19 protein-coding genes and 1 riboswitch are annotated in these 21,284 nt (G+C 66.0%); of the genes, 12 read left to right on the top strand and 7 right to left on the bottom strand.

All coding sequences use genetic code 11. The annotated features are described in order from the left end of the window. The 3 genes from cobN (at window position 1) to LDZ24_RS17250 (ending at window position 5,467) form a co-directional block, all read left to right on the top strand. The gene (gene cobN, locus LDZ24_RS17260) at window positions 1-3,774 is read left to right on the top strand and encodes a cobaltochelatase subunit CobN (RefSeq protein ID WP_248322463.1); all 3,774 of its coding nucleotides are present in this window, start codon (window positions 1-3) and stop codon (window positions 3,772-3,774) included. Then, on the top strand, window positions 3,771-4,784 hold the full coding sequence (locus LDZ24_RS17255; RefSeq protein ID WP_248322462.1) for an ATP-binding protein: 1,014 nt from the start codon (window positions 3,771-3,773) through the stop codon (window positions 4,782-4,784). The genes cobN and LDZ24_RS17255 overlap by 4 nt, the downstream gene beginning before the upstream one ends. 113 nt (window positions 4,785-4,897) lie before the next feature. Next, the gene (locus tag LDZ24_RS17250) at window positions 4,898-5,467 is read left to right on the top strand and encodes a VWA domain-containing protein (RefSeq protein ID WP_248322461.1); all 570 of its coding nucleotides are present in this window, start codon (window positions 4,898-4,900) and stop codon (window positions 5,465-5,467) included. Here the strand turns inward: LDZ24_RS17250 and cobJ are convergent. Genes cobJ through cobG form a run of 4 tightly spaced genes read right to left on the bottom strand, consistent with a single transcriptional unit; the run spans window position 5,446 to window position 9,644 of the window. Then, entirely contained in the window at window positions 5,446-7,089 is a 1,644-nt protein-coding gene (gene cobJ, locus LDZ24_RS17245) for a precorrin-3B C(17)-methyltransferase (protein ID WP_248322460.1), read from the bottom strand. The genes LDZ24_RS17250 and cobJ overlap by 22 nt on opposite strands. Continuing rightward, window positions 7,086-7,814, bottom strand: a complete 729-nt coding sequence (locus LDZ24_RS17240; protein ID WP_248322459.1) for a precorrin-2 C(20)-methyltransferase — start codon at window positions 7,812-7,814, stop codon at window positions 7,086-7,088. Before LDZ24_RS17240 ends, cobJ begins: the two co-directional genes overlap by 4 nt. Further along, a complete protein-coding gene (locus tag LDZ24_RS17235; RefSeq protein ID WP_248322458.1) occupies window positions 7,811-8,437 on the bottom strand; it encodes a precorrin-8X methylmutase in 627 nt (208 codons plus the stop codon). The genes LDZ24_RS17240 and LDZ24_RS17235 overlap by 4 nt, the downstream gene beginning before the upstream one ends. After that, a complete protein-coding gene (cobG, locus tag LDZ24_RS17230; RefSeq protein ID WP_248322457.1) occupies window positions 8,430-9,644 on the bottom strand; it encodes a precorrin-3B synthase in 1,215 nt (404 codons plus the stop codon). The genes LDZ24_RS17235 and cobG overlap by 8 nt, the downstream gene beginning before the upstream one ends. 123 nt (window positions 9,645-9,767) lie before the next feature. After that, a riboswitch (cobalamin riboswitch) is annotated at window positions 9,768-9,956 on the bottom strand. 84 nt (window positions 9,957-10,040) lie between these two features. Here cobG and cbiE point away from each other — a divergent pair. The 5 genes from cbiE to LDZ24_RS17205 are packed head-to-tail and all read left to right on the top strand — an operon-like array spanning window position 10,041 to window position 14,228. Then, window positions 10,041-11,249 carry a precorrin-6y C5,15-methyltransferase (decarboxylating) subunit CbiE gene (gene cbiE / locus LDZ24_RS17225; protein ID WP_248322456.1) on the top strand — a complete coding sequence of 403 codons (1,209 nt, stop codon included), beginning with the start codon at window positions 10,041-10,043 and terminating at the stop codon, window positions 11,247-11,249. A gap of 18 nt (window positions 11,250-11,267) precedes the next feature. Further along, complete coding sequence (locus LDZ24_RS17220) at window positions 11,268-12,365, top strand: cobalt-precorrin-5B (C(1))-methyltransferase (protein WP_248322455.1); 1,098 nt, start codon at window positions 11,268-11,270, stop codon at window positions 12,363-12,365. Continuing rightward, entirely contained in the window at window positions 12,362-13,090 is a 729-nt protein-coding gene (locus LDZ24_RS17215; protein ID WP_248322454.1) for a cobalt-precorrin-6A reductase, read from the top strand. Before LDZ24_RS17220 ends, LDZ24_RS17215 begins: the two co-directional genes overlap by 4 nt. A 1-nt stretch (window position 13,091) precedes the next feature. Continuing rightward, window positions 13,092-13,817 carry a precorrin-4 C(11)-methyltransferase gene (gene cobM, locus LDZ24_RS17210; protein WP_248322453.1) on the top strand — a complete coding sequence of 242 codons (726 nt, stop codon included), beginning with the start codon at window positions 13,092-13,094 and terminating at the stop codon, window positions 13,815-13,817. Window positions 13,818-13,823: 6 nt separating this feature from the next. Continuing rightward, entirely contained in the window at window positions 13,824-14,228 is a 405-nt protein-coding gene (locus LDZ24_RS17205; RefSeq protein WP_248322452.1) for a DUF4186 domain-containing protein, read from the top strand. Window positions 14,229-14,231: 3 nt separating this feature from the next. Here LDZ24_RS17205 and LDZ24_RS17200 read toward each other — a convergent pair whose 3' ends face one another. Further along, window positions 14,232-14,999, bottom strand: coding sequence for a TerC family protein (locus LDZ24_RS17200; RefSeq protein ID WP_175941497.1), 768 nt, complete (start codon window positions 14,997-14,999; stop codon window positions 14,232-14,234). Between the two features lie 283 nt (window positions 15,000-15,282). Between LDZ24_RS17200 and LDZ24_RS17195 the strand changes: the two genes are divergently transcribed. Both LDZ24_RS17195 and LDZ24_RS17190 read left to right on the top strand, forming a co-directional pair. Next, window positions 15,283-16,431, top strand: a complete 1,149-nt coding sequence (locus tag LDZ24_RS17195; RefSeq protein WP_248322451.1) for an OpgC domain-containing protein — start codon at window positions 15,283-15,285, stop codon at window positions 16,429-16,431. 145 nt (window positions 16,432-16,576) lie between these two features. After that, complete coding sequence (locus LDZ24_RS17190) at window positions 16,577-16,750, top strand: DUF1328 domain-containing protein (RefSeq protein ID WP_159833772.1); 174 nt, start codon at window positions 16,577-16,579, stop codon at window positions 16,748-16,750. Window positions 16,751-16,786: 36 nt separating this feature from the next. Here the strand turns inward: LDZ24_RS17190 and eutC are convergent, their stop codons facing one another. Beyond that, the gene (gene eutC / locus LDZ24_RS17185; protein ID WP_248322450.1) at window positions 16,787-17,590 is read right to left on the bottom strand and encodes an ethanolamine ammonia-lyase subunit EutC; all 804 of its coding nucleotides are present in this window, start codon (window positions 17,588-17,590) and stop codon (window positions 16,787-16,789) included. Continuing rightward, complete coding sequence (locus LDZ24_RS17180) at window positions 17,587-18,975, bottom strand: ethanolamine ammonia-lyase subunit EutB (RefSeq protein WP_248322449.1); 1,389 nt, start codon at window positions 18,973-18,975, stop codon at window positions 17,587-17,589. Before LDZ24_RS17180 ends, eutC begins: the two co-directional genes overlap by 4 nt. A gap of 143 nt (window positions 18,976-19,118) precedes the next feature. Here LDZ24_RS17180 and mnmH point away from each other — a divergent pair, with 143 nt between their 5' ends. Next, window positions 19,119-20,186, top strand: coding sequence for a tRNA 2-selenouridine(34) synthase MnmH (gene mnmH, locus LDZ24_RS17175; RefSeq protein WP_248322448.1), 1,068 nt, complete (start codon window positions 19,119-19,121; stop codon window positions 20,184-20,186). 27 nt (window positions 20,187-20,213) lie between these two features. Next, complete coding sequence (locus LDZ24_RS17170) at window positions 20,214-21,263, top strand: permease (RefSeq protein WP_248322447.1); 1,050 nt, start codon at window positions 20,214-20,216, stop codon at window positions 21,261-21,263. Window positions 21,264-21,284 lie beyond the last annotated feature (21 nt).

Genomic DNA, 21,284 nt, shown 5'->3' with positions numbered 1-21,284 from the left:
ATGCATCTGTTACGCACGACGCCCGGAGGTTTCGTCGATGACGCAGCAGGCGTCATGCGTATCGAGCAGACGCGCGCACCGATCGTCGTGCTAAGTTCGGCCGATACCACGCTCGCGCTGCTTGCAAGCGTGTTTCCGCGTCTGGAGCCGGGCTTTCCCGAGGTGCGGCTCGCGAATCAATCGTTTCTGCGCCAGCCCGCATCGGTCGACTTCTATGTCGACGATGTATTGCGTCATGCACGCGTCGTCATCGTCGATCATCTCGGCGGTGAATCGTACTGGCCTTATGGCATCGAGCGAATCGTGGCGCTCGCCGAGCGCGAGAAGCAGATGCTCGCCATGTTCTCGGGCGATCTCACCGAAGACCCGAATCTGATCAGCAAAAGTACCGCGGATGCCGCGTTCTGCCGAGAGTTGTCACGCTATCTGCGCGAAGGCGGCGCGGGCAATGCCGAGGAATTCCTGCGCGCGATCGGTTATCACGCGTTCGGCTTCGGTCGCGCGCCGCAAGCGCCGCGTCCGCTGCCTGCCGTGGCCATCTATCATCCCGAGCGCGACATCGCCGCAATCGACGACTGGCGCGCGCGCTGGACCGACGGCGCGCCCGTCGTCGCGATCCTGTTTTATCGCGCGCATCTGCAGGCGGGCAACACCGCTGTATTCGATGCGCTCATCGAAGCGCTTGAAAAGGAAGGGCTGAATCCGCTGCCGATCGCGATTGCTTCCCTCAAGGAAAACGTGAGCCGCGAAGTGATCGCGCGCTTGTGCATGGAGCATCGCGCATCGCTCGTATTGAACACGACTGCGTTTGCAGCGAGCGTGATCGGCGAAAGCGAAGACTTCGACATTGCGGGCGATGCGCCCGTGCTGCAAGTGATACTGAGCGGCGGCAATCGCGAAGACTGGGAAAAGGACAACCACGGCCTCAACTCGCGCGATGTAGCGATGCATGTCGCGCTGCCCGAGGTCGATGGCCGCATCATCACGCGCGCGGTCAGCTTCAAGGGACTCGCGTATCACTGCGCGCAGACGCAAGTGGACGTGGTCCGTTATCAGGCCGATGCCGAACGCGTTCGCTTCGTCGCCGAGTTGAGCCGCCGCTGGTGCAAGCTGCGGCATACGCCTAACCACGAGAAGCGCATTGCGCTCGTGCTCGCCAACTATCCGGCGAGCGAAGGGCGCATCGGCAACGGCGTGGGACTCGATACGCCGGCATCCGCGGTCGGCATCCTGTCGATGCTCGCCCGCGAAGGCTATCGCGTGGGCGAATTGCCGGAGAGCGGCGACGCGCTCATCGCCGCATTGACGCAAGGCGTGACGAACGATCCCGTGGTTCGCGATATGCGACCGGCGTTGCAAAGCCTTTCGCTCGACGACTATCTCGACGCTTATCGCGCGTTGCCCGCCGATGCACGCGCCGCGCTCGAAAAGACCTGGGGCGCGCCGCAAGACGATCCTACATTGAGGCGCGGCCGCTTCATGATCGCGGGCTATCGCTGCGGCGAAGTGTTCGTCGGCATTCAGCCGTCGCGGTCGCGCGAGCGTAACGACTACGCGAGCTATCACGATGCCGAACTTGTCCCGCCGCACTCCTATCTCGCGTTCTATTTCTGGCTGCGCATGCGCTTCAACGCGGACGCGCTCGTGCATGTCGGCAAACACGGCAATCTGGAATGGCTGCCGGGCAAGAGCGTCGCGCTGTCGGCATCGTGCTGGCCTGATCTGATTCTCGGGCCGATGCCGCATCTTTATCCGTTTATCGTCAATGATCCGGGCGAGGGCAGTCAGGCCAAGCGGCGGGCGCAAGCGGTCATCATCGATCATCTGATGCCGCCGCTCACGCGCGCCGAGAACTACGGTCCGCTGCAAGACCTCGAACGGCAAGTCGATGAGTACTACGAAGCATTGATGGTCGACGTTCGGCGCGCGAAGCTGTTGCGCAAGTCCATACTCGCGAGCATCGTCGAGAACAAGCTGCACGAAGAGCTCGGCCTCGATGCCCCGCGCGATACATCGGGCGAAGACGCGTTGCTCACGCGCGCCGATGCGTATCTGTGCGAGCTGAAAGAAGCGCAGATTCGCGATGGACTCCATGTTTTCGGCGTGTCTCCGCAAGGCGTGCAGCGGCGCGATACGCTGCTTGCGCTCGGGCGTTTTCCGATCGGCGACGGTCAGGGCGCGAACGCCAGCCTCATCACCGCGCTCGCGCGCGATCTGCAATTAGGCGATGACTTCGATCCGCTCGACGCCGACTGGGCCGCGTCGTGGCAGGGACCGCGTCCGCAGGCATTGCAGTCGATGAGTGATGCTCCCTGGCGTCATCACGGCGACACGCGGGAGCGGCTGGAATGCCTCGCCATGCAACTTCTCGAAGGCGAAGCGGCCGCGCCCGGTTTGCATACGGAACGCGTGCTCGCGCGCTTACATGGCGATGTGCTCGCGCGGCTCGATGCATGCGGACCGCAAGAGTCACTGCAACTTAAGCGCGGTCTCGAGGGCCGCTTCGTTCCGCCGGGGCCGAGCGGTTCGCCATCGCGCGGCAGACCCGACGTGCTGCCGACGGGGCGTAACTTCTATTCGGTCGATACGCGCGCATTGCCGACGCAAGCCGCCTGGTCGCTCGGGCTCAAGTCCGCGAACTTGCTCGTCGAGCGGCACGTGCAGGACCACGGCGATTTTCCGCGTGCCATCGGTCTGTCCGTGTGGGGCACGGCCACCATGCGCACCGGCGGCGACGACATCGCGCAGGCATTCGCGCTCATCGGCGTGCGGCCGAAATGGGCGGCGGGCAGCCATCGCGTCACCGACTTCGAGATTCTGCCGATCTCCATCTTCAACCGGCCGCGCATCGACGTTACCCTGCGCGTATCCGGCTTTTTCCGTGATGCGTTCGCGAATCTCATGCATCTGTTCGATGCGGCCGTGCAGGCCATAGCGGACCTCGAAGACGAGCCGGAAGACGTCAATCCGATTCGCGCGCGTATTTTGCGTGAGCGCGACGAGTTGATTGGACGCGGCGTCGATGCCAAGGAAGCTCGGCTGCGTGCCGGCTGGCGCGTGTTCAGCACGAAGCCGGGCGCGTACGGCGCGGGCTTGCAAGAACTCATCGACCTGAAGCAATGGGAAACCGATGCCGACCTGTCCGCCGCTTATCAAAGCACGGGCGGCTATGCCTATTCGCAAGCCGTCGACGGCGCCGAAGCCCGGTCTACCTTCGGCGCGCGGCTCTCGACACTCGATGTGGTGCTTCAGAATCAGGATAACCGCGAGCACGACTTGCTGGATTCGAACGACTATCACCAGTTTCAGGGCGGAATGATCGCGGCCGTGCGTTACTTGTCGGGCGTGCAGCCGCAGGCGTACAACGCGGATCACAGCAACCCCGCCGCGCCGCGCATGCGCACGCTGAACGAAGAGATCGCGCGTGTCGTGCGCTCGCGCGTGGTCAATCCCAAGTGGATCGACGGCGTGAAGCGGCATGGCTACAAAGGCGCGTCGGAACTCGCCGCGACGGTCGATTATCTCTTCGGTTACGATGCCACCGCGCGCGTCGTCTCCGATCATCAATATGCGCTGGTCACGGATGCCTACGTGAACGATGCCGGTACGCGCGAATTCATCGCGCGGCACAACCCGCACGCGCTCCAGTCGATCTGCGAGCGCCTGCTCGAAGCGATGCAGCGCGGGCTGTGGCAGGAACCCGGCGCCTATCGGCAGTCCGTGACGCAGCATCTGCTCGATGTCGAGCAGCAACTCGAAGGCCGACAGACTTGAACGAAACCTCATTTTTCCCCGCGTTTCCTTTCACCGCGCTCGTCGGGCAAGCGCCGTTGCAACAGGCGTTGCTGCTCGCGGCTGTCGATCCGTCATTGGGAGGCGTGCTCGTGAGCGGGCCGCGCGGCACGGCGAAATCCACGGCGGCGCGCGCGCTCGCTGAACTCTTGCCGGAAGGAAAACTCGTCACCTTGCCGCTCGGCGCGAGCGAGGAGCAACTCATCGGCACGCTCGATATTCAAAGCGCGTTGCGCGATGGCGGCGTGAAGTTCTCGCCGGGCTTGCTCGCAAAAGCGCATCGCGGCGTCCTGTATGTCGACGAAGTGAACCTGCTGCCGAATCCTCTCGTCGATCAACTGCTCGACGTGGCAGCGAGCGGCGTGAATATCATCGAACGCGACGGGATATCGCATCGGCATGACGCGCGGTTCGTGCTGATCGGAACGATGAATCCGGAGGAGGGGGAACTGCGCCCGCAATTGCTGGATCGCTTCGGGCTTGCCGTCGAACTCGCGAACTGCTTCGACGCCAACGTGCGCCAGCGGATCGTCAAGGCGCGACTCGCATTCGATTCGGATGCCGAAGCATTTCGCGCGCAGCATGCGGATAATCAGGCGGCGCTCGCCGAACGCATCGAAGCGGCGCGCGCGGCACTCGACCAGTTCGATTTCGATGACGTCGTGCATGCGCATGTGAGCGAGCTGTGCATTGCAGCCAACGTCGATGGCCTGCGAGCCGATCTCGTGATGCTGCGCGCGGCGCGTGCGCTCGCGGCGCTCGAAGGCGCGGAATACGTCGAAACGAAGCATGTTGATTGCGTGGCCGATGCGGTATTGCGGCATCGCCGGCGCGAGCCTGAGGCGCCAAATCGTGAAACATCGCGCGAATCATCGCGCCCGGAAGGCAGCGCGAATACCCCGCAAGGCGGCGACTGGGGCTACATGCCGCCGGAGCCCGTCGGCATCGCGAAGGTCAAGCAGGTCAGGCCGCTCGCCGCAAAAAAAGCCTGAGCCATCGAAGGCCCGACGCCGATGCGAACGCGCATCGTCTTCGATGGCAGGAGGCGCGTTCGCGTGGGCGAGAACATGGGCGTGAAGGGCTCGCTACTGCATCGGTCGACTGGATGGCGACGCTGCGCGCCAAACGCAACGCACGCTTCGATGCCGGTCACTTGCGCTATCGACGCGGCCAAGGCGAAGCATCCGCGCTGCATTGCTTCGTGCTCGATTGCTCCGGCTCGATGCTCGGCGGCGAACGCCTCGCGCGCGCGAAGGGCTTGCTGATCGCGCTGTTCGACCGCGCGTATCGCGAACGCGCGGAGGTCGCGCTGGTGTGCTTCGGCGGGGGACGCGCGGAAGTGCGTCGTCAGCCGGGAACGGCGCATTGGTTCAATGACCGCTGGATCGCGCCGATTGGCGGCGGAGGCGGCACGCCGCTCACGCTCGGATTAGCGACGGCATCGACCGTGCTTGCGCGAGCCGCGCGTCGCAAGCCTTCGCAACGCCGCTGGCTGTGGCTGTTGAGCGATGGACGCACGAACGAGCGGCCCGCGGCGCCCGCGCTTGCGGACCGTATCGTCGTGGTGGATTTCGAGGAAGGACGCGTGCGGGTCGGCGGGGCGCACGCGCTGGCGCTCGACTGGCGCGCGCAGCATATACCCGCCGAATCGCTTCAATACGAGCGAGGCGTATAGACCCATTCGCCGTCGCCGATCACGCGCGTCTTAGACGACCCGACGATCACCATCGTTCGCATATCGACGAGACCGCCGTGCAATTCGCCGAGCGTCACGACGCGCATCGTTTCTGCCGGACGTCCCACATCGCGGCCGAGCACGACGGGCGTAGCCGCGTCGCGATACTCGCGCACGATGTCGATTGCGCGATCGAACTGCCACGGTCGCGCCTTGGATAGCGGGTTATAGAACGCCATCACGAGATCCGCTTCGCTTGCATGCCGGATGCGATGCTCGATCACGTCCCAGGGCTTGAGGTTGTCCGATAGCGACAGCACGCAGAAGTCATGGCCGAGCGGCGCGCCCGCGCGCGCGGCCGTTGCGAGCGACGCGGACACGCCCGGCACGATAGCGAGTTTCACGGCGGCCCATTCGGCATGCGTTGCCCATCCCTCGTCGAGCGCTTCGAGCACGGCGGCAGCCATCGCGAAGACGCCGGGATCGCCCGACGATACGACCACGACCTTTCGCCCTTCGCTCGCGAGTTCGAACGCATGTCGTGCGCGCTGCAACTCCTCGCGGTTATCCGTCATGTGGATGCGCTGGTCTGCGCGAAACGGGCCGGCCATGCGCACGTACGTTTCATAGCCGAGAACGTCGTGCGCGGAAGCGAGCGCGGCTTGTGCGGCAGGCGTCATCAAGTCTGCGCTGCCGGGGCCTAGACCGATGACGGTCAACGTGCCACGCGCGCGACCGATGGACTCCACGTCGAGAGGCGCGTGGCCCACGCTCAGCGCGATTCCGTTCGCGCGAAGCGCGTCATTAGGCGGCTGTTCGCTGCTGAAGCGAAGGGGCACGTTGAGCGCGTTGGCAGCATCGCTGAGCGCATCGAACGTCATGCTTTCTGTCGGTGCGACCAGCGCGGCAAGCGCAAGCGGCGAGAGCCCGTGCTCGCGCAATGCATGCTGAACGCGATCAGCAGTCGCATCGTCCTGCGCTTCGATCCACGCGGCCACGCAACGCGGATGAATCACGAGACTGCTCTCGTCGTTCATCACATGCGGCGTGATGCGCACGGCAAGGCGCGCGTCCTCTGCGCGGGGCAAGTCGGCCTGATTGAGCCACGGTGCATGGCCTTCCACGCGCGTGGTTTCGCCCGCGAGCAGATCGGACACGAAACGCTTGCCGCGCTCCATATCCGCCAGCGCGTAGCCATCGGGCGGCGCGAGCAGGCACATGCCGAAGCGCAGTTCGCCGCTCGTCGTGATCGCGGGCGTGATATCGAGCGCCGCGCCGATCTCGCGCGCGAGCACATTCACGCCGCTCGTGCCACCGAGCAGCGGCACGACGGCGCTGCCATCCTGCGCGACCGCGAGCACTGCCGGCTCCGCGCATTTGTTCGTGAGACAAGGCGCGAGCGAGCGAATGACGATGCCAGCCGCGCACAGCGCGACGATAGGCGTGGCTGCCAGATAGAGCGCTCGCACGTGCGCGCCGAAATCGTCGTAGGCGATATCGGCATGAACCCGGTTGGCGAGACCATGCACGAGCGACCCCGGATAACGCGCCTGAATGCGGCGCGCGACAGGAAGCGCGCTTTCGCCGAGCACGACGATCGCGATCGATGACGCCGCGTTCATGCCTGCCATTTCTTCCCCGGCACGACGAGCAGCGAGAAATAGGGCGACGCCATCGGATCCACTTCATCGAGCGGCACGATCCGTTGATTCGCCATCGTCGCGCGCTCGACATAGAGCGCGCGCTTGTCCAGCCCCAGATCGGTGAGCACGCGCCGCACTTTGTCGAAGTTGCGGCCGAGCTTCATCACGACGGCAGCATCGGATGCTTCGAGCTTGCACTTCAACTCGTCTTCCGGCAGCACGCCGGACAGCACGCAGAGACTCTGATTGCGATAAACGAGCGGCACGCCGAGCACGGACACGCCGCCCAGCATCGAACATACGCCGGGCACGACATGCGCATCGAAACGTCCGGCGAGACGGTCGTGCAGATACATGTACGAACCGTAGAAGAAGGGATCGCCTTCGCAGATCACGGCCACATCGCGGCCCGCTTCGAGATGATCCGCAATGGCGAGCGCGGCTTCGTCGTAGAACGCGCTGATGATCGTCTCGTAGCACAGCGGCGGTTCGAGCGCTTCGGTCGTCACCGGATACACGAGCGGCAGGCGTGTCTGCGCGTCGTCGAGATGCGCTTCGATGATGCCGAACGCGTTGCCCTTCTTGCCCTTCGCGACGAAATACGCGACCACCGGCGCGGACTTCAGAAGCCGCAGCGCTTTCACGGTAATGAGTTCGGGGTCGCCTGGACCGACGCCGAGACCATACAGGCGTCCGCTCATCATTCGTTCTCCGAAGCAAGTGCATTGACTGCGGCGGCGGCCATCGCGCTGCCGCCGCGTCGTCCGTGTAATGCGACGAAGGGCACGCCGCGGCTGTCGGCTGCGAGCATCGCCTTCGATTCCGCCGCGCCGATGAAACCGACTGGGAAGCCGAGAATGAGCGCGGGCTTCGGCGCGCCGGCATCGAGCATGTCGAGCAGATGAAAGAGCGCGGTAGGCGCGTTGCCTATCGCGACAACCGCGCCTTGCAGATGCGGCCGCCAGAGTTCGAGCGCAGCGGCAGAACGCGTGTTGCGCATCGCGCGGGCGCGCTCGGGCACGGACGGATCGCCGAGCGTGCAGATGATGCGGTTACCGGCCGGAAGACGCGCCTCCGTGATGCCGTGGGCGACCATGCGGGCATCGCAGAGTATCGGCGCGCCGGCTGCGAGAGCCGTGCGTCCCGCGTCGCCCGCGCCGGGAGAGAAGCGCAGATCGTCGACGATATCGACCATGCCGCACGCGTGAATCAGCCGCACGGCGAGCTTTTCGAGGTCGGGCGGAATGGCGCTCAGGTTCGCTTCGGCGCGGATCGTCGCGAAAGACTGGCGATAAATCTCGGCGCCGTCGCGGATATAGTCAAGCATCGGCATGGCTCCGGGCGAGCCACGCGGCCGCCTCTTCGATAGATACGTTTGGTGCGACGAGGCGCGCGTCGACATACAAGTCATAGCGTCCAGGCGACACCGCAATCAATGTGTTCGCGACGGGATGCGCGGCGGCGCACGAGCGTTCGCAGCCGCTTAGATGCACATCGTCGTGCACAGGCAGCAGCGCGGCGAGGCGGTGCGCATCGGCTTTGGTATCAGCGCGACTCTTCGCGCAACCCGACGAACCGGCGCACGCGATGAGGCGTGCAAGCGGATGGTCTGCGCGCGTGATAAGGCCGAGCGCGTTCATGCGATCGAGCACGTGTTCTGCATGTCGCGGCATGACGCCGGGTACGAGCACGCCTTGCCAGGGCGTCATCAAGAGCCGGCCTTGCGCGTGTGTCGAAGCAAGATCGGCGAGCGCGTCGAGCGTGGCGGCGTCGAGCCGTCCCAGTTGCGTCTGCGCGCCGACATACCCGTGCGCGCCGTCCGGCATCGGATGCGCGCCTAAGCGCAGCGCGTCGTTGACCGGCGCGCGACGCCAGGCCGTATCGATAGGATCGAACGAAAGCATCGCGAGAAAGCGCGTCACGCCGATTCGCGCGAGCAGGTCACGCATGCGATGTTCGTCGTTCGAAGCGAGCGCAACGAACGCGCGCAGCGCCGCGAGCACGAAGTCCACGACACGCTCTCGCGCGATGCTGCCGAGCGCGGGTGAGTCGTTCATACGATGCGGCATCGAGCCCGCGAAGCCGAACGCGTAACGCGCGCCGTCGTCGAGCGCGGAAAGCCACAGATCGTGCGGATGATCGAGCATCGCGAGCCGTTCGCCGCCGTCGACTTGCAGCGCGAATTTCGGCGACAACGCGTGCAGCGCGGCATCGGACTGCATCGCGGTGACGATGGCGGCGGCGAGGCCGCGCGTGGCGTCGCTCGCGAGTGGACTCAGCATCACGTTGCGCAAGTCGTCGCCGCCTTCGGCTTGTGGACCGAGGCCCGCGTTCAGCGCGAGATCGACGAGTTCCGCGTGGGCATCGGCGCGAATGCCGCGCAGTTGCAGATTCGCGCGATTGGTCAGCTCGATGACGCCCGAGCCGCACCTAACGGCCGCGTGCGCGACGGCATGCGCCGCGTGCGCGTGGAGCTCGCCGCCGGCAAGACGCAGGCGCGCGAGCCCGCCGTCGCGCGCCTGCACGATGCGCATGAGGCCGGGACAAGCCGATGGCCGCGGTGTCGGAAAAGAAGCGTTCAAAAGCGTGACCGGTGCGATTCTCGCTTCGGGCGATGCCACCGGTACACCCCGCCCGGACGGCGTCGCGCGAATAATGCGTGCAAAGCGTGAGTCGGCAGGTCTCTTGGCTGGCAGGTCTGCGCCCGCGCCGGCCTTCCCGGTATAAACCAGTGGCAGTGGAGCGCGGACTCGCTGCGTACAATTGCGGGGGCAGCCACAGTTTCGCTGTGTTCCCTGTTAGGCCCGCGGGTTGAACCGTTGGGCACCGACGTACCGATGTATTATGCCCGCTTTTATCGACCATCAGAACGCTTCGTGCAGGGCATCGTCGCATGAAGCGCGTCGCGAACCGCAAGGAGGGCACGCCCCATGTCGAGCTGGCTGACCGTGGTAGGCATCGGCGAGGACGGCTGGCAGGGCCTCAGCCGCGCGGCGCGACGGGCGCTTGTCGAGGCCGGCGCGATCCACGGCGGCGAGCGTCATCTTGCGCTCTTGCCTGCGCGTATAGCCGCGCGCCGCGTGCCGTGGCCCAGCCCGTTTTCTCTCGATGCCGTGCTTGCCGAGCGCACGCGCGGCATGCCCGTATGCGTGCTCGCGAGCGGCGATCCCATGTTCTTCGGCGTCGGCGCGACGCTCGCTCGCGAGCTTTCCGTCGACGAGATGCGCGTGATTCCCGCGCCTTCGTCGCTGTCGCTCGCCGCTGCGCGTTTGCACTGGGCGTTGCAGGACGCGCGCTGCGTGTCGCTTGTCGGGCGGCCCGTTGCGTCGCTGCTCGCGCATGTGTTTCGCGGCGAGCGCCTGCTGGTCCTGAGCGCGGACGGCGCGACGCCCGCTGCGATCGCAGCGCTCTTGACGGCGCATGGATTCGGCCCGAGCCGCATGACGGTGTTCGAGCATCTCGGCGGCGTGAACGAACGCCGCATCGACGAGCGCGCGGACGACTGGCGCGAGCCGTTCGTGGCGTCGCTCAATCTCGTGGCCATCGAATGCCGCACGCATGCGGGTCATGCCGGGCCGCCGCTCACGCCCGGCCTGCCCGACGACGCCTATCGTCACGACGGCCAGCTGACCAAGCGCGATGTGCGCGCCGTCACGCTCGCGCGCCTTGCGCCGCAGCCGCGCGAACTGTTGTGGGATGTGGGTGCGGGCTGCGGGTCGATCGGCATCGAATGGATGCGCGCGCATGTGTCCTGCCGTGCCATCGCCATCGAAGCGAACGAGGGCCGGCAGCGTCTGATCGAACATAACCGCGATGCCCTCGGCGTCCCCGCGCTACAACTCGTCAAGGGCGAGGCGCCCGCCGCGCTCGCGGGCCTTCCCGCGCCCGACGTCGTGTTCATCGGCGGCGGCGTGACCGTGCCGGGCGTGCTCGATACGTGCTGGTCGCGACTGCGTCAGGGCGGGCGGCTGATCGCGAACGCGGTCACGCTGCAAAGCGAAGCCGCGCTCGTCGACTGGCGCGCGCGGCATGGCGGTGAACTCGTGCGCATCGGCGTGGCGCAAGCGGAACCGCTCGGCGGCTTCGATACCTGGCGGCAAGCGTTGCCCATTACGCTGCTGTGCGCAAGCAAGCCGTGACCGCATTCGACGCTCATCATGCGTGACGAGACATCGGAACAACCCGCGCCGCTCAGAAGCGGCTACACGACCGGAAGCTGCGCGACCGCGACGAGTCTCGCAGCCGCGCGTCTGTTGCTGACCGGGCAGGCGAGCGATCGCGCGGAGATCGTGTTGCCCAAGGGCCAGCGCGTCACGATGAAGCTCGAATTCTGCCGCGCGGTCGACGGCATGCGCGATGCAGCGGAAGCGGGCGTCATCAAGGATGCAGGCGACGATCCGGACGTGACGCATGGCGCGCTCGTGTTCGCGCGCGTGTGTCTCTCGGCGGCTACGGGCGTGCGCTTTCACGCCGGACCGGGCGTGGGCACGGTGACGCGGGCGGGCCTGGCGCTTTCCATCGGCGAGCCGGCCATCAACCCCGTGCCGCGCAAGATGATGACCGAGCATCTCCTCGCGCTCGCGCCGCTCGCGGACTATGCGGGCGGCTTCGATGTGACGATAGGCGTCGAGCATGGCGAAGCGCTCGCGCAGAAGACGATGAACCCGCGGCTCGGCATCGTGGGCGGCTTGTCGATTCTCGGCACCACGGGCATCGTCCGGCCGTTTTCCTGTTCGGCGTATATCGCCTCCATTCATCAGGGCATCGACGTGGCCCGCGCGAACGGCGTGCGGCATATCGCGGCCTGCACCGGCAATCAGAGCGAAGACGCGATGCGCGCGCGCTACGGCTTGCCGGATATCGCGCTGATCGAAATGGGCGACTTCGCGGGCGCGGTGCTCAAGCATCTGCGTCGCGCGCCGGTCGAGAAGCTCAGTCTGTGCGGCGGCTTCGGCAAACTCAGCAAGCTCGCGGCGGGACACATGGACCTGCATAGCCGCAGCTCCAGCATCGACTTGCCTCTGTTGGCGTGCTGGGCTGCGGAGGCGGGCGCGAGCGCGGCGCTTCAGTCGGCCATCCGCGCGGCGAATACGAGCCAGGAAGCGCTGAAGCTGGCGCGCGCCGAAGGCATCGCGCTGGGCGACCTCGTCTGCGCGCGCGCCCGCGACGTGGCGCTCGATACCGTGCCGAGCGGCGTGATCGTCGAGACGTTCGCAATCGACAGGCAAGGCGTGATCGTCGGGAGCGCCGCATGACGCGCGGGTTGCTGCTCGGCGGAACGGGCGACGCGCTCGCCATCGCACGAAACATGGGCGCGCCGCACGTCTACAGTCTCGCGGGACTCGCTCGCGTGCCGACGGATCTCGCCTGTGCCGTGCGCGTGGGCGGCTTCGGCGGCGTGGCGGGTCTCGTCGATTATCTCCATGCTGAACGGATCACGCTCGTCATCGACGCGACCCATCCGTATGCCGCGCAAATGAGCCGCCATGCGCGCGAAGCCTGCACGCTGGCGCATGTGCCGCTCTGGGCCGTGCGCCGGGCCGCATGGCAGCCGCAGCCCGGCGACGACTGGCGCGATGCGGCTGACTGGCGCGGCATCGTCGAACGTATCGCGCCGTTTCGCCGGCCGCTGTTCACACTCGGACGCGAGCCGCTCAAGCATCTCGACGAGATCCCCGCGTCGCAGCACTGGACCATTCGCTGTCTCGGCGCGCACGAAGGGACGGCGCGCGCCAGCATTCTCGATGCGCGCGGACCGTTCGATATCGACGGCGAGCGCGCCTTGTTCGACGCGGCTCGCATCGATGTCGTCATCAGCAAGAACAGCGGCGGCAAGGCAACCGAGGCGAAGCTCGCGGTGGCGCGCGAACGGCACTTACCCGTGGTGATGCTCGCGCGGCCGAAGCTGCCCGAAGCAGACCGCGAATTCGACGACCCCGCGAGCGCGCTTCATGCGCTGCTCGCTCTCGACTCTCACTGACATGACGGTCTATTTCATCGGCGCGGGCCCGGGCGATCCGGAACTCATCACCGTCAAAGGGCAAAGGCTGATTCGCGCGTGCCCCGTGATTCTGTATGCGGGATCGCTCGTGCCGGAAGGCGTGCTCGAAGGGCATCGGGCGCATCGCGTCGTGAATACGGCGGAACTCGATCTCGATGCCATCGTCGCGTTATTGCGGCAAGCGCATGCGAATGGCGAGGATGTCGCGCGCGTGCATTCGGGCGATCCGTCGCTGTACGGCGCGATTGGCGAGCAGATTCGTCGACTGGAAATGATAGGGATTCCTTATGAAATCGTGCCGGGCGTGACGGCGACGGCGGCATCGGCGGCGGCGCTCGGGCGCGAGCTAACGCTGCCCGGCATCTCGCAGACGGTGATCCTCACGCGCTATGCGGCGAAAACGTCGATGCCGCCCGGCGAATCGCTCGCGGACCTGGCGCGTCATCGCGCAACGCTCGCCATTCATCTCGGCGTGCGGCATATCGAGCGCATCGTCGCGGATCTGTTGCCGCATTACGGCGAGGACTGCCCGGTTGCGGTGATCTTCCGCGCAAGCTGGCCGGACGAAGAACGCGTGCAGGGCACGCTCGTCGATATCGCGCAGAAAGTGCGCGCATCGGGCATGGAGCGCACGGCGCTGATTCTCGTGGGCCGCGTGCTCGACGCGCGCGATTTCGCCGATTCGACGCTCTACGCGAAGGACTGAGCGTCCATGCGCGATCTCGACGCCGTATTCGATGCGCTCGCGAAATCCGCGTTTCGCCGGCGATTCGCGCTCGGCGTGCGCGAAGGCCGCTATCTGCGCGAGCGCGGCGTGGAAACGGTGATCGCGCAGGCGCATGAACTCATCGCGAAACGGCTCGCGCCGCAGGCGCCGCTCAACGACGGCAAGCAGACGCCGTTTCGCGGGCATCCCGTATTCATCGCGCAGCATGCGACGGCAACGTGCTGCCGGACCTGTCTCGCCAAATGGCACGGCATCGCGGCGGGAAAAGTGCTCGACGATGCGGAGCGCCAGCATGTGGTCGATGCCATCGAGCGATGGCTGCGCGGGCAGCCGATGCCTCCTTCCGCTGAAAGCACCGAGGACAACCCGCAGCGCGAGTTGCCCTTCTGACGCTCAGTGCGGCTTCTGCTCCCGCGACACGGCAACGCGGCGCTTGCTGGTCGCGCGGCGCGCCAGCATGTTCAGTCCTTCGACGAGCGCGGAGAACGCCATCGCGGCGTAGATGTAGCCCTTCGGTACGTGGGTGCCGAAGCCTTCCGCGATCAGCGTCATGCCGATCACCAGCAGAAAGCCGAGCGCGAGCATCACGATGGTCGGATTGCGTTCGATAAAGCGCGAGAGCGGCCCCGCCGCGAACAGCATCACGGAAACCGCCGCGATGACCGCGACGAACATGATCGGGATGTGCTCCGTCATGCCGACCGCAGTCACGATGCTGTCGATGGAAAACACGAGATCGAGCAGCAGAATCTGGCCGATGGCCGACAACGGCGTGAGCCGCGCGCCGGATGCGGGCCCGGCGTGATCCTCGGCGTCGTGCGTGACGTGATGATGAATCTCGCTCGTGGCTTTCCACACGAGGAACACGCCGCCGGCAATCAGAATCAAATCGCGCCACGAGAAGCCGTGGCCGAACGCTTCGAAGATCGGCGCGGTGAGCCGCACGATCAGCGCGACGGTGCCGAGCAGGCCGAGTCGCATCACGAGCGCGAGCCCGATGCCGATGCGCTGCGTGCGCGCCCGGTGCTCGGCTGGCAGCTTGTTGGTGAGGATCGAAATGAAGATGAGGTTGTCGATGCCGAGCACGACTTCCATCACGACGAGCGTCGCGAGGGCCGCCCAGGCGGCGGGGTCGGTGAGAAGGGCGGCGATGTAGTCCATGCGATGCGTTATTCGTAGGAGGGAAGAGGCGTGATCTTAGCCGGTGCAGCCGGTATTATGAAAGCTATTTGAAACCTTCGCCGGCCCTTGGTTCCGCAGAAGTTCGCTTCAGCGGTAAGTTCGCCGTCGAAATCCGACAAATAACCGAACTAGGGCGGAAAAGTCCTCCTGTTCCGATGATGCGCCGCAACGAATGCGGGTAAACTCCAATGCTTCGATGCGGCCGCTGTCGAGCCGCTCTTCGTCCACCTACTGCATTGCGCAGCACACACGGTCACGCCGCATGTCCGGACAATCCAAACGCCTCGTCGAGCTCGACTTCTTCCGGGGGCTCGTGCTCTTGATTATTGTCGTCGATCATATCGGCGGCAGCGTGCTGTCGCACTTTACGTTGCACGCGTTCGCGCTGAACGACGCCGCCGAGGTCTTCGTGTTTCTCGGCGGCTTCGCCACCGCGACCGCTTACGCGTCTCTCGCTCAGCGCCGGTCGGAGCGCGCCGCGGGCCTGCGTTTCGTGCGGCGGGCGTTCGAGATCTACCGCGCGTTCCTGATCACCGCCGCGCTGATGCTCGTGGCCACCTTCCTGCTGCGACCGTTCTATGGTCACGCGCCGAATCTCGTCCTGCACGACCTTGACACGCTGACGGCGGCACCGGTGACGTCGATCGCCCAGATTCTGACGTTCGAGCGCCAGCCGTATCTGGCCGCTGTCCTGCCGATGTACGCGTTGTTCGCGCTGGCGGTGCCGCTCGTGTTGCCGCTCGCGCGCACGAAGCCGTGGGTTTTGCTGGGCCTGAGTCTCGCGCTTTGGTCGTTCGCGCCCGGCATCGGCGAATATATGCCGTCCGTCGACGACAACCTTTGGGACTTCAACCCTGCCGCCTGGCAACTCATGTTCACGCTCGGCGTGCTCGCGCGCTGCCAGCCGGTTTATCAGCGCGTGGCGTCGCACCGCTTCGGCTGGACGATCAGCGCCGCCGCGCTCGCGGTGATCGTCGGCATGGCGTATTACAAGCTGCTCGTGCTGCCGCCCGTGCTCGACAGTGCGTTCAAGCGCGACCTGGCAGGCGCGCGCGTCGTCAATTTCCTCGCGATCGCGTGGATCGCGACCAACCTCGCGCGGTACGGCGTGGTGAAGGCCGTCGCCAGCCGTTTGCCGTGGATCGGTGCGATAGGGCGCGACGGCATGGTGTGCTTCGTCGCGGGCACGGTGATTTCGCTCGTCGTCGATTCGATCCTTTTCACCTTCACGGACGGGCTCGTGAACGTGCCGGCCGGTCTGGTCGGCGACGCGGTCGCGATCATGGCGCTGCTTTCCGTGCCGCGTTTGCGCCAACCGGTGGCGAACTGGCTCGGCATGCGGACGCGCGTTCCTGCGGCGAGCGCTGCCGTGGTTGCAGCGGCGGAGAATCCGGCGCGCGGCGTGCGCTGAGTTTGACAAGAAGGCACCGCCGTTTTGACGGTGCCTTTTTTTGAAATCTGTTTTGCAACTAACGGTCTTGGGCATCGACGCCAGTTAATCGGCGGGGCACGAGGCTTGCAAGGAGCCTGCTGTTCACAACAAAAAAGGCTCGTTCATGCTCAAGCTCGCTATTCTCTTCGCGGTCATCTCGGTCATCGCCGGCTTCTTCGGTTTCGGACGCGTTTCCTCAGGCGCGGCCGGCATCGCGAAGATCTGTTTCTTCATCTTCCTCGTGCTGTTCGTGATCTTTCTGGTCGTCGCGATTTCGGCGGGGTCGCTGGTGCTTTGACGCGGCGCGTTTGTACGCGAGCGCGACGAACCCCGCTCAGCGTTCGCCCTCGATCCGCCCCACGCCCGCAGGCGAGGGCAGCGCACCGCTGCGGTCTTTCAATCCGACGCCCGTCAGCCCGAGCCGCCGCGCTTCGTTCAGCAGCCAATGCAGCTTGAACGCGGCGGCATCGTAGCCGAGTCCTTCGGGGCGCACGTTCGAAATGCAGTTGCGCTCGGCGTCCATACGCCCGGCGCGTGGCTCATAGGTGACGTAAAGCCCGAGGCTGTCGGGCGAACTGAGGCCCGGCCGCTCGCCGATCATCACCACGACGATCCGCGCCCGTAAAAGCTCACCGATGCAGTCGCCCAGCGCGACACGCGCCTGCGTCGCGATGACCACGGGGCCGATGTTCCAGCCGTCGAGCATGGCGCGCAATCTGGACAACAGCGGCGCGACGTGGCGCTGCGCAGCGAACGCGGAAAGGCCATCGGCGGCGACGAACACGACATCGGGCGCACCGCCGTGCTCGCTGACGTACGCGGAAAGGCGCGCGGCGCTGGCGTCGTCAAGCATGCGGCCCATGTCAGGCCGACGCAGATAGTGATCGCGATCCGGCGCGGCGCTCGCGACTTCGAGCGTCGCAAAGCCGGCTGCGCGCAGCGCTTCGCCGAGCGATGCGGTGTCGAGCGGCTGATGCACCGCGTCGCGCGCCTGCGCGTGCGCCAGTTGAAACGCGAGAAGCGGCGCCGTCGGCAGACTGTTGCCCGCGCGCCCGAGCGCGATCCGCGCGTTCGTGAACCGCTTGAGCGCGTCCCAAGGGTCGGCGTCGATCCGGCTTGGCGTGCCGTCGTCGGTCATGAGTCGATCCAGTCAAGAAGCGGTTGTCGCATTGCGCCCGATGAATGCGGCAGCAGCGCGCCGCGCGCATCTGTCACCCGCATTCGCGCGAGCCACGCCTCGAATTCAGGCGCGCGCTTCAGATTCAGGACGCGGCGCACGTATAACGCATCGTGGAACGACGTGCTCTGATAGTTGAGCATCACGTCGTCGGCGCCGGGCACGCCCATGATGAAATTGACATTCGCGACGCCGAGCAGCGTCAGAAGCGTGTCCATATCGTCCTGATCGGCCTGCGCGTGGTTGGTGTAGCAGATGTCGCAGCCCATCGGCACGCCGAGCAGCTTGCCGCAGAAATGATCTTCGAGTCCCGCGCGGATGATCTGCCGCCCGTCGTACAGATACTCCGGGCCGATGAACCCGACCACCGTATTCGTCAGAAGCGGCCGGAAGTGTCGCGCGACCGCGTAGGCACGCGCCTCGCAGGTCTGCTGGTCGACGCCATGATGCGCGTTCGCGGAGAGCGCGCTGCCCTGACCGGTCTCGAAGTACATGACGTTGTCGCCGACGGTCCCACGCGCGAGCGATTGCGCCGCGTCGTGCGCTTCCTGCAACAGCGCGAGCGACACGCCGAAGCTCGCGTTGGCGCGCTCCGTGCCCGCAATCGACTGGAACACGAGATCGACGGGGGCGCCTTGCTCGATCGCCGCGAGCGTGTTGGTCACATGCGTGAGGACGCACGACTGCATCGGCACGTCGTAACGCTGGCGGAAATCGTCCATCATCGTGAGTAGCGCGGCAATGTCCGCGGGCGAATCGGAGGCCGGATTCACGCCGATCACGGCATCGCCGCAGCCGTAAAAGAGGCCGTCGAGCATGGAGGCCGCGATGCCCTTCGGATCGTCCGTCGGGTGATTCGGCTGCAAGCGCACCGACAGCCGGCCCGGCAAGCCGATGGTCGTCCGAAAGCGCGTGACGACAGGGCGCTTTCTCGCGGCGAGAATCAGATCCTGATTGCGCATGAGCTTGGAGACGGCGGCGGCCATTTCGGGCGTCAGGCCCATCTGCACGGCTTCGAGCGCCGCAGTGTCGGTCGTATCCGACAGCAGCCATTCGCGCAAATCGCCGACCGTCAGATGCGCGATGCGCGCGAACGCGGCGGCGTCGTGCGTATCGACGATCAGCCGCGTGACTTCATCCGTTTCGTACGGGATGAGCGGCTCATCGAGGAATGCGCGCAACGGCAGGTCGGCGAGCGCCATCTTCGCGGCGACGCGCTCTTCCTCGGTGGCCGCCGCGACGCCCGCGAGTTCGTCGCCCGACCGCTGCGGGCTCGCGCGGGCGAGCAGCGTCTTGAGGTCGTCGAAACGGTAGCGCCGCACGCCGATAGTTGCCAGATAGCCCATCGATTCTCCTGCCCGCATGACCGGATTCGCGATGCCCTTACTGTAACCGCATCGCGGCGCGCGCAAAAATCCGCCGCAAAACCGAATTCGCTCTCCGTGCGATAATTTCGGGCTTCGCCGCCGCCGAATCGCGCTCAAATTCCGTGAAAAACCTGCTCGTTTCAATCGACCGTCTTCAGGATTTCGATGAAATCGTCGATGTCCGCACGCCGCTCGAATTCGCCGAGGATCACATTCCCGGCGCGATCAACGCGCCGGTGCTCGAAAACGAGGAGCGCGTGATCGTCGGCACCATGTACAAGCAGGTGTCGCCGTTCGAGGCCACGCGCGTCGGCGCGGCCATGGTCGCGCGCAACATCGCGCGTCATCTGGACACGATCTTCGCGGACCGCCCGCGCAACTGGCGGCCGCTCATCTATTGCTGGCGCGGCGGCAAGCGCTCCGGCTCCATGACGACGTGGCTGAACATGATCGGCTGGCAGGCGCGGCAGCTCGATGGCGGCTACAAGAGCTACCGGCGCGACGTGCTCGACAGGCTCACGGCGTTGCCGGCGCAATTTCGCTTCATCGCGCTGATCGGCCACACGGGCAGCGGCAAGACCCGGCTCTTGCACGCGCTCGCGCAAGCGGGCGCTCAAGTGCTCGACCTCGAAGGGCTCGCGGCGCATCGCGGCTCGCTGCTCGGCGCGCTGCCGGGGCACGCGCAGCCGTCGCAGAAAGCATTCGATTCCGCGCTCGTCCATACGCTGCGCGGCTTCGATCCGGCCAAGCCCGTTTTCATCGAGGCGGAAGGCCGGCGCATCGGTTCAATCTCGACGCCCGACTCGCTGCTCGACAGCCTGCACGCGGCCGCCTGCGTGGAAGTGGAAGCGCGCCGCGAGGACCGCATCGCATTTCTGTTGCAGGACTACGCGCATCTTTTCGACGAACCCGCGTTCTTCAAGGCGCAGTTGTCGAAGCTCGTCGCGCTGCATAGCCGCGAGCGCGTGGAGCATTGGCATCGGCTGATCGACGAAGGCCAGCGCGCCGCGCTGTTCGCCGAGCTGATCGACCGCCATTACGATCCGGCGTACGGCCGCAGCAGCCGCGCGCTTTACACGCAGTTGCCGCACGCGGCGCATATGCTGTTTCGTCCGAACGACGCCGACAGCGTCGATCAGGCCAAGGCGCTGCTTGCGCAGTTATCCGAGACGACGCCGGCGCTCGGCTGATTTTCTTTTTTCGATTCGACCAAGAATATGACCACGCTTCGACAACCCCGCGTCGCGCTCGGCTGGCTGGTGTTCCTGCTGATCGCCGTCGCGGGCCTTTTCTATGTCAAATGGTTTCCGTACTACAACCGTGCGTTCGTCGCGGCGAGCCAGCATTCCATCGGCAAGTCGATTTTGATGGGCGCGTCCGCGAGCGCGCCGGAGCCGTCGTGGCAGGCCGCGCTCGATTATGCGATGGCCTACGGCAAGGCCATCTGGCAGGCGATGGTGCTCGGCCTGTTGCTGGGCTCGGCGGTGCAGGCGCTGATCCCGCCGCAATGGGTCGCGCGCGCGCTCGGGCAGCATAGCTTCGGCAGCGTGATCAACGGCGGACTGATGTCCTTGCCCGGCATGATGTGCACCTGTTGCGCGGCGCCGGTCGTCGCGGGGCTGCGGGCGCGTCAGGCGGCGCCGGGCGCGGCGATCGCGTTCTGGCTCGGCAACACGGTGCTCAATCCGGCGGCGCTCGTGTTCATGGGCTTCGTGCTCGGCTGGCAGTGGACCGGCCTGCGGCTGGTGCTCGGCGTGTTGATGGTATTCGGCCTCGGCTACGCGGTGAACCGCATGGTGACGCCCGCGCAGGCGACGGCATCGCGCGAGGCGCTCGCGAAGCTGATCGAAGAAGACGAGCCGGGCACCGCGTTCTCGCGCTGGATCAAGATTCTCGGCCGCATGACGCTGCGGCTCGTGCCCGAGTACATCGTGCTGGTGCTGCTGCTGGGCGCGGCGCGGGCGTGGCTCTTTCCGCATATCGGCCCGGATATCGGTAACGGCGCGCTGTGGATCGTCGCGTTCGCGGTGGCGGGCACGCTGTTCGTCATTCCGACGGCGGGCGAAGTGCCCATCATCCAGGCGATGCTGTCGCTCGGCATGGCGGCCGGCCCGGCGGGCGCGCTACTGATGACGCTGCCGCCCGTGAGCGTGCCATCGTTCGCGATGCTCGGCCGCTCGTTTCCGGCGAAAGTGCTGGCGTTCGTGGCGGGGGCGGTGGTCGCGTTCGGCGTGGTCGCGGGCGCGATTGCGGCGACGTTATTTTGACGTTCGCCGCAACGTCCTCGC

This window comes from Caballeronia sp. Sq4a (assembly GCF_023170545.1).
Lineage (GTDB): Bacteria > Pseudomonadota > Gammaproteobacteria > Burkholderiales > Burkholderiaceae > Caballeronia.
Note: the sequence above shows the minus strand (reverse complement) of the source record. Positions and strands in the feature narration are given on the sequence as shown.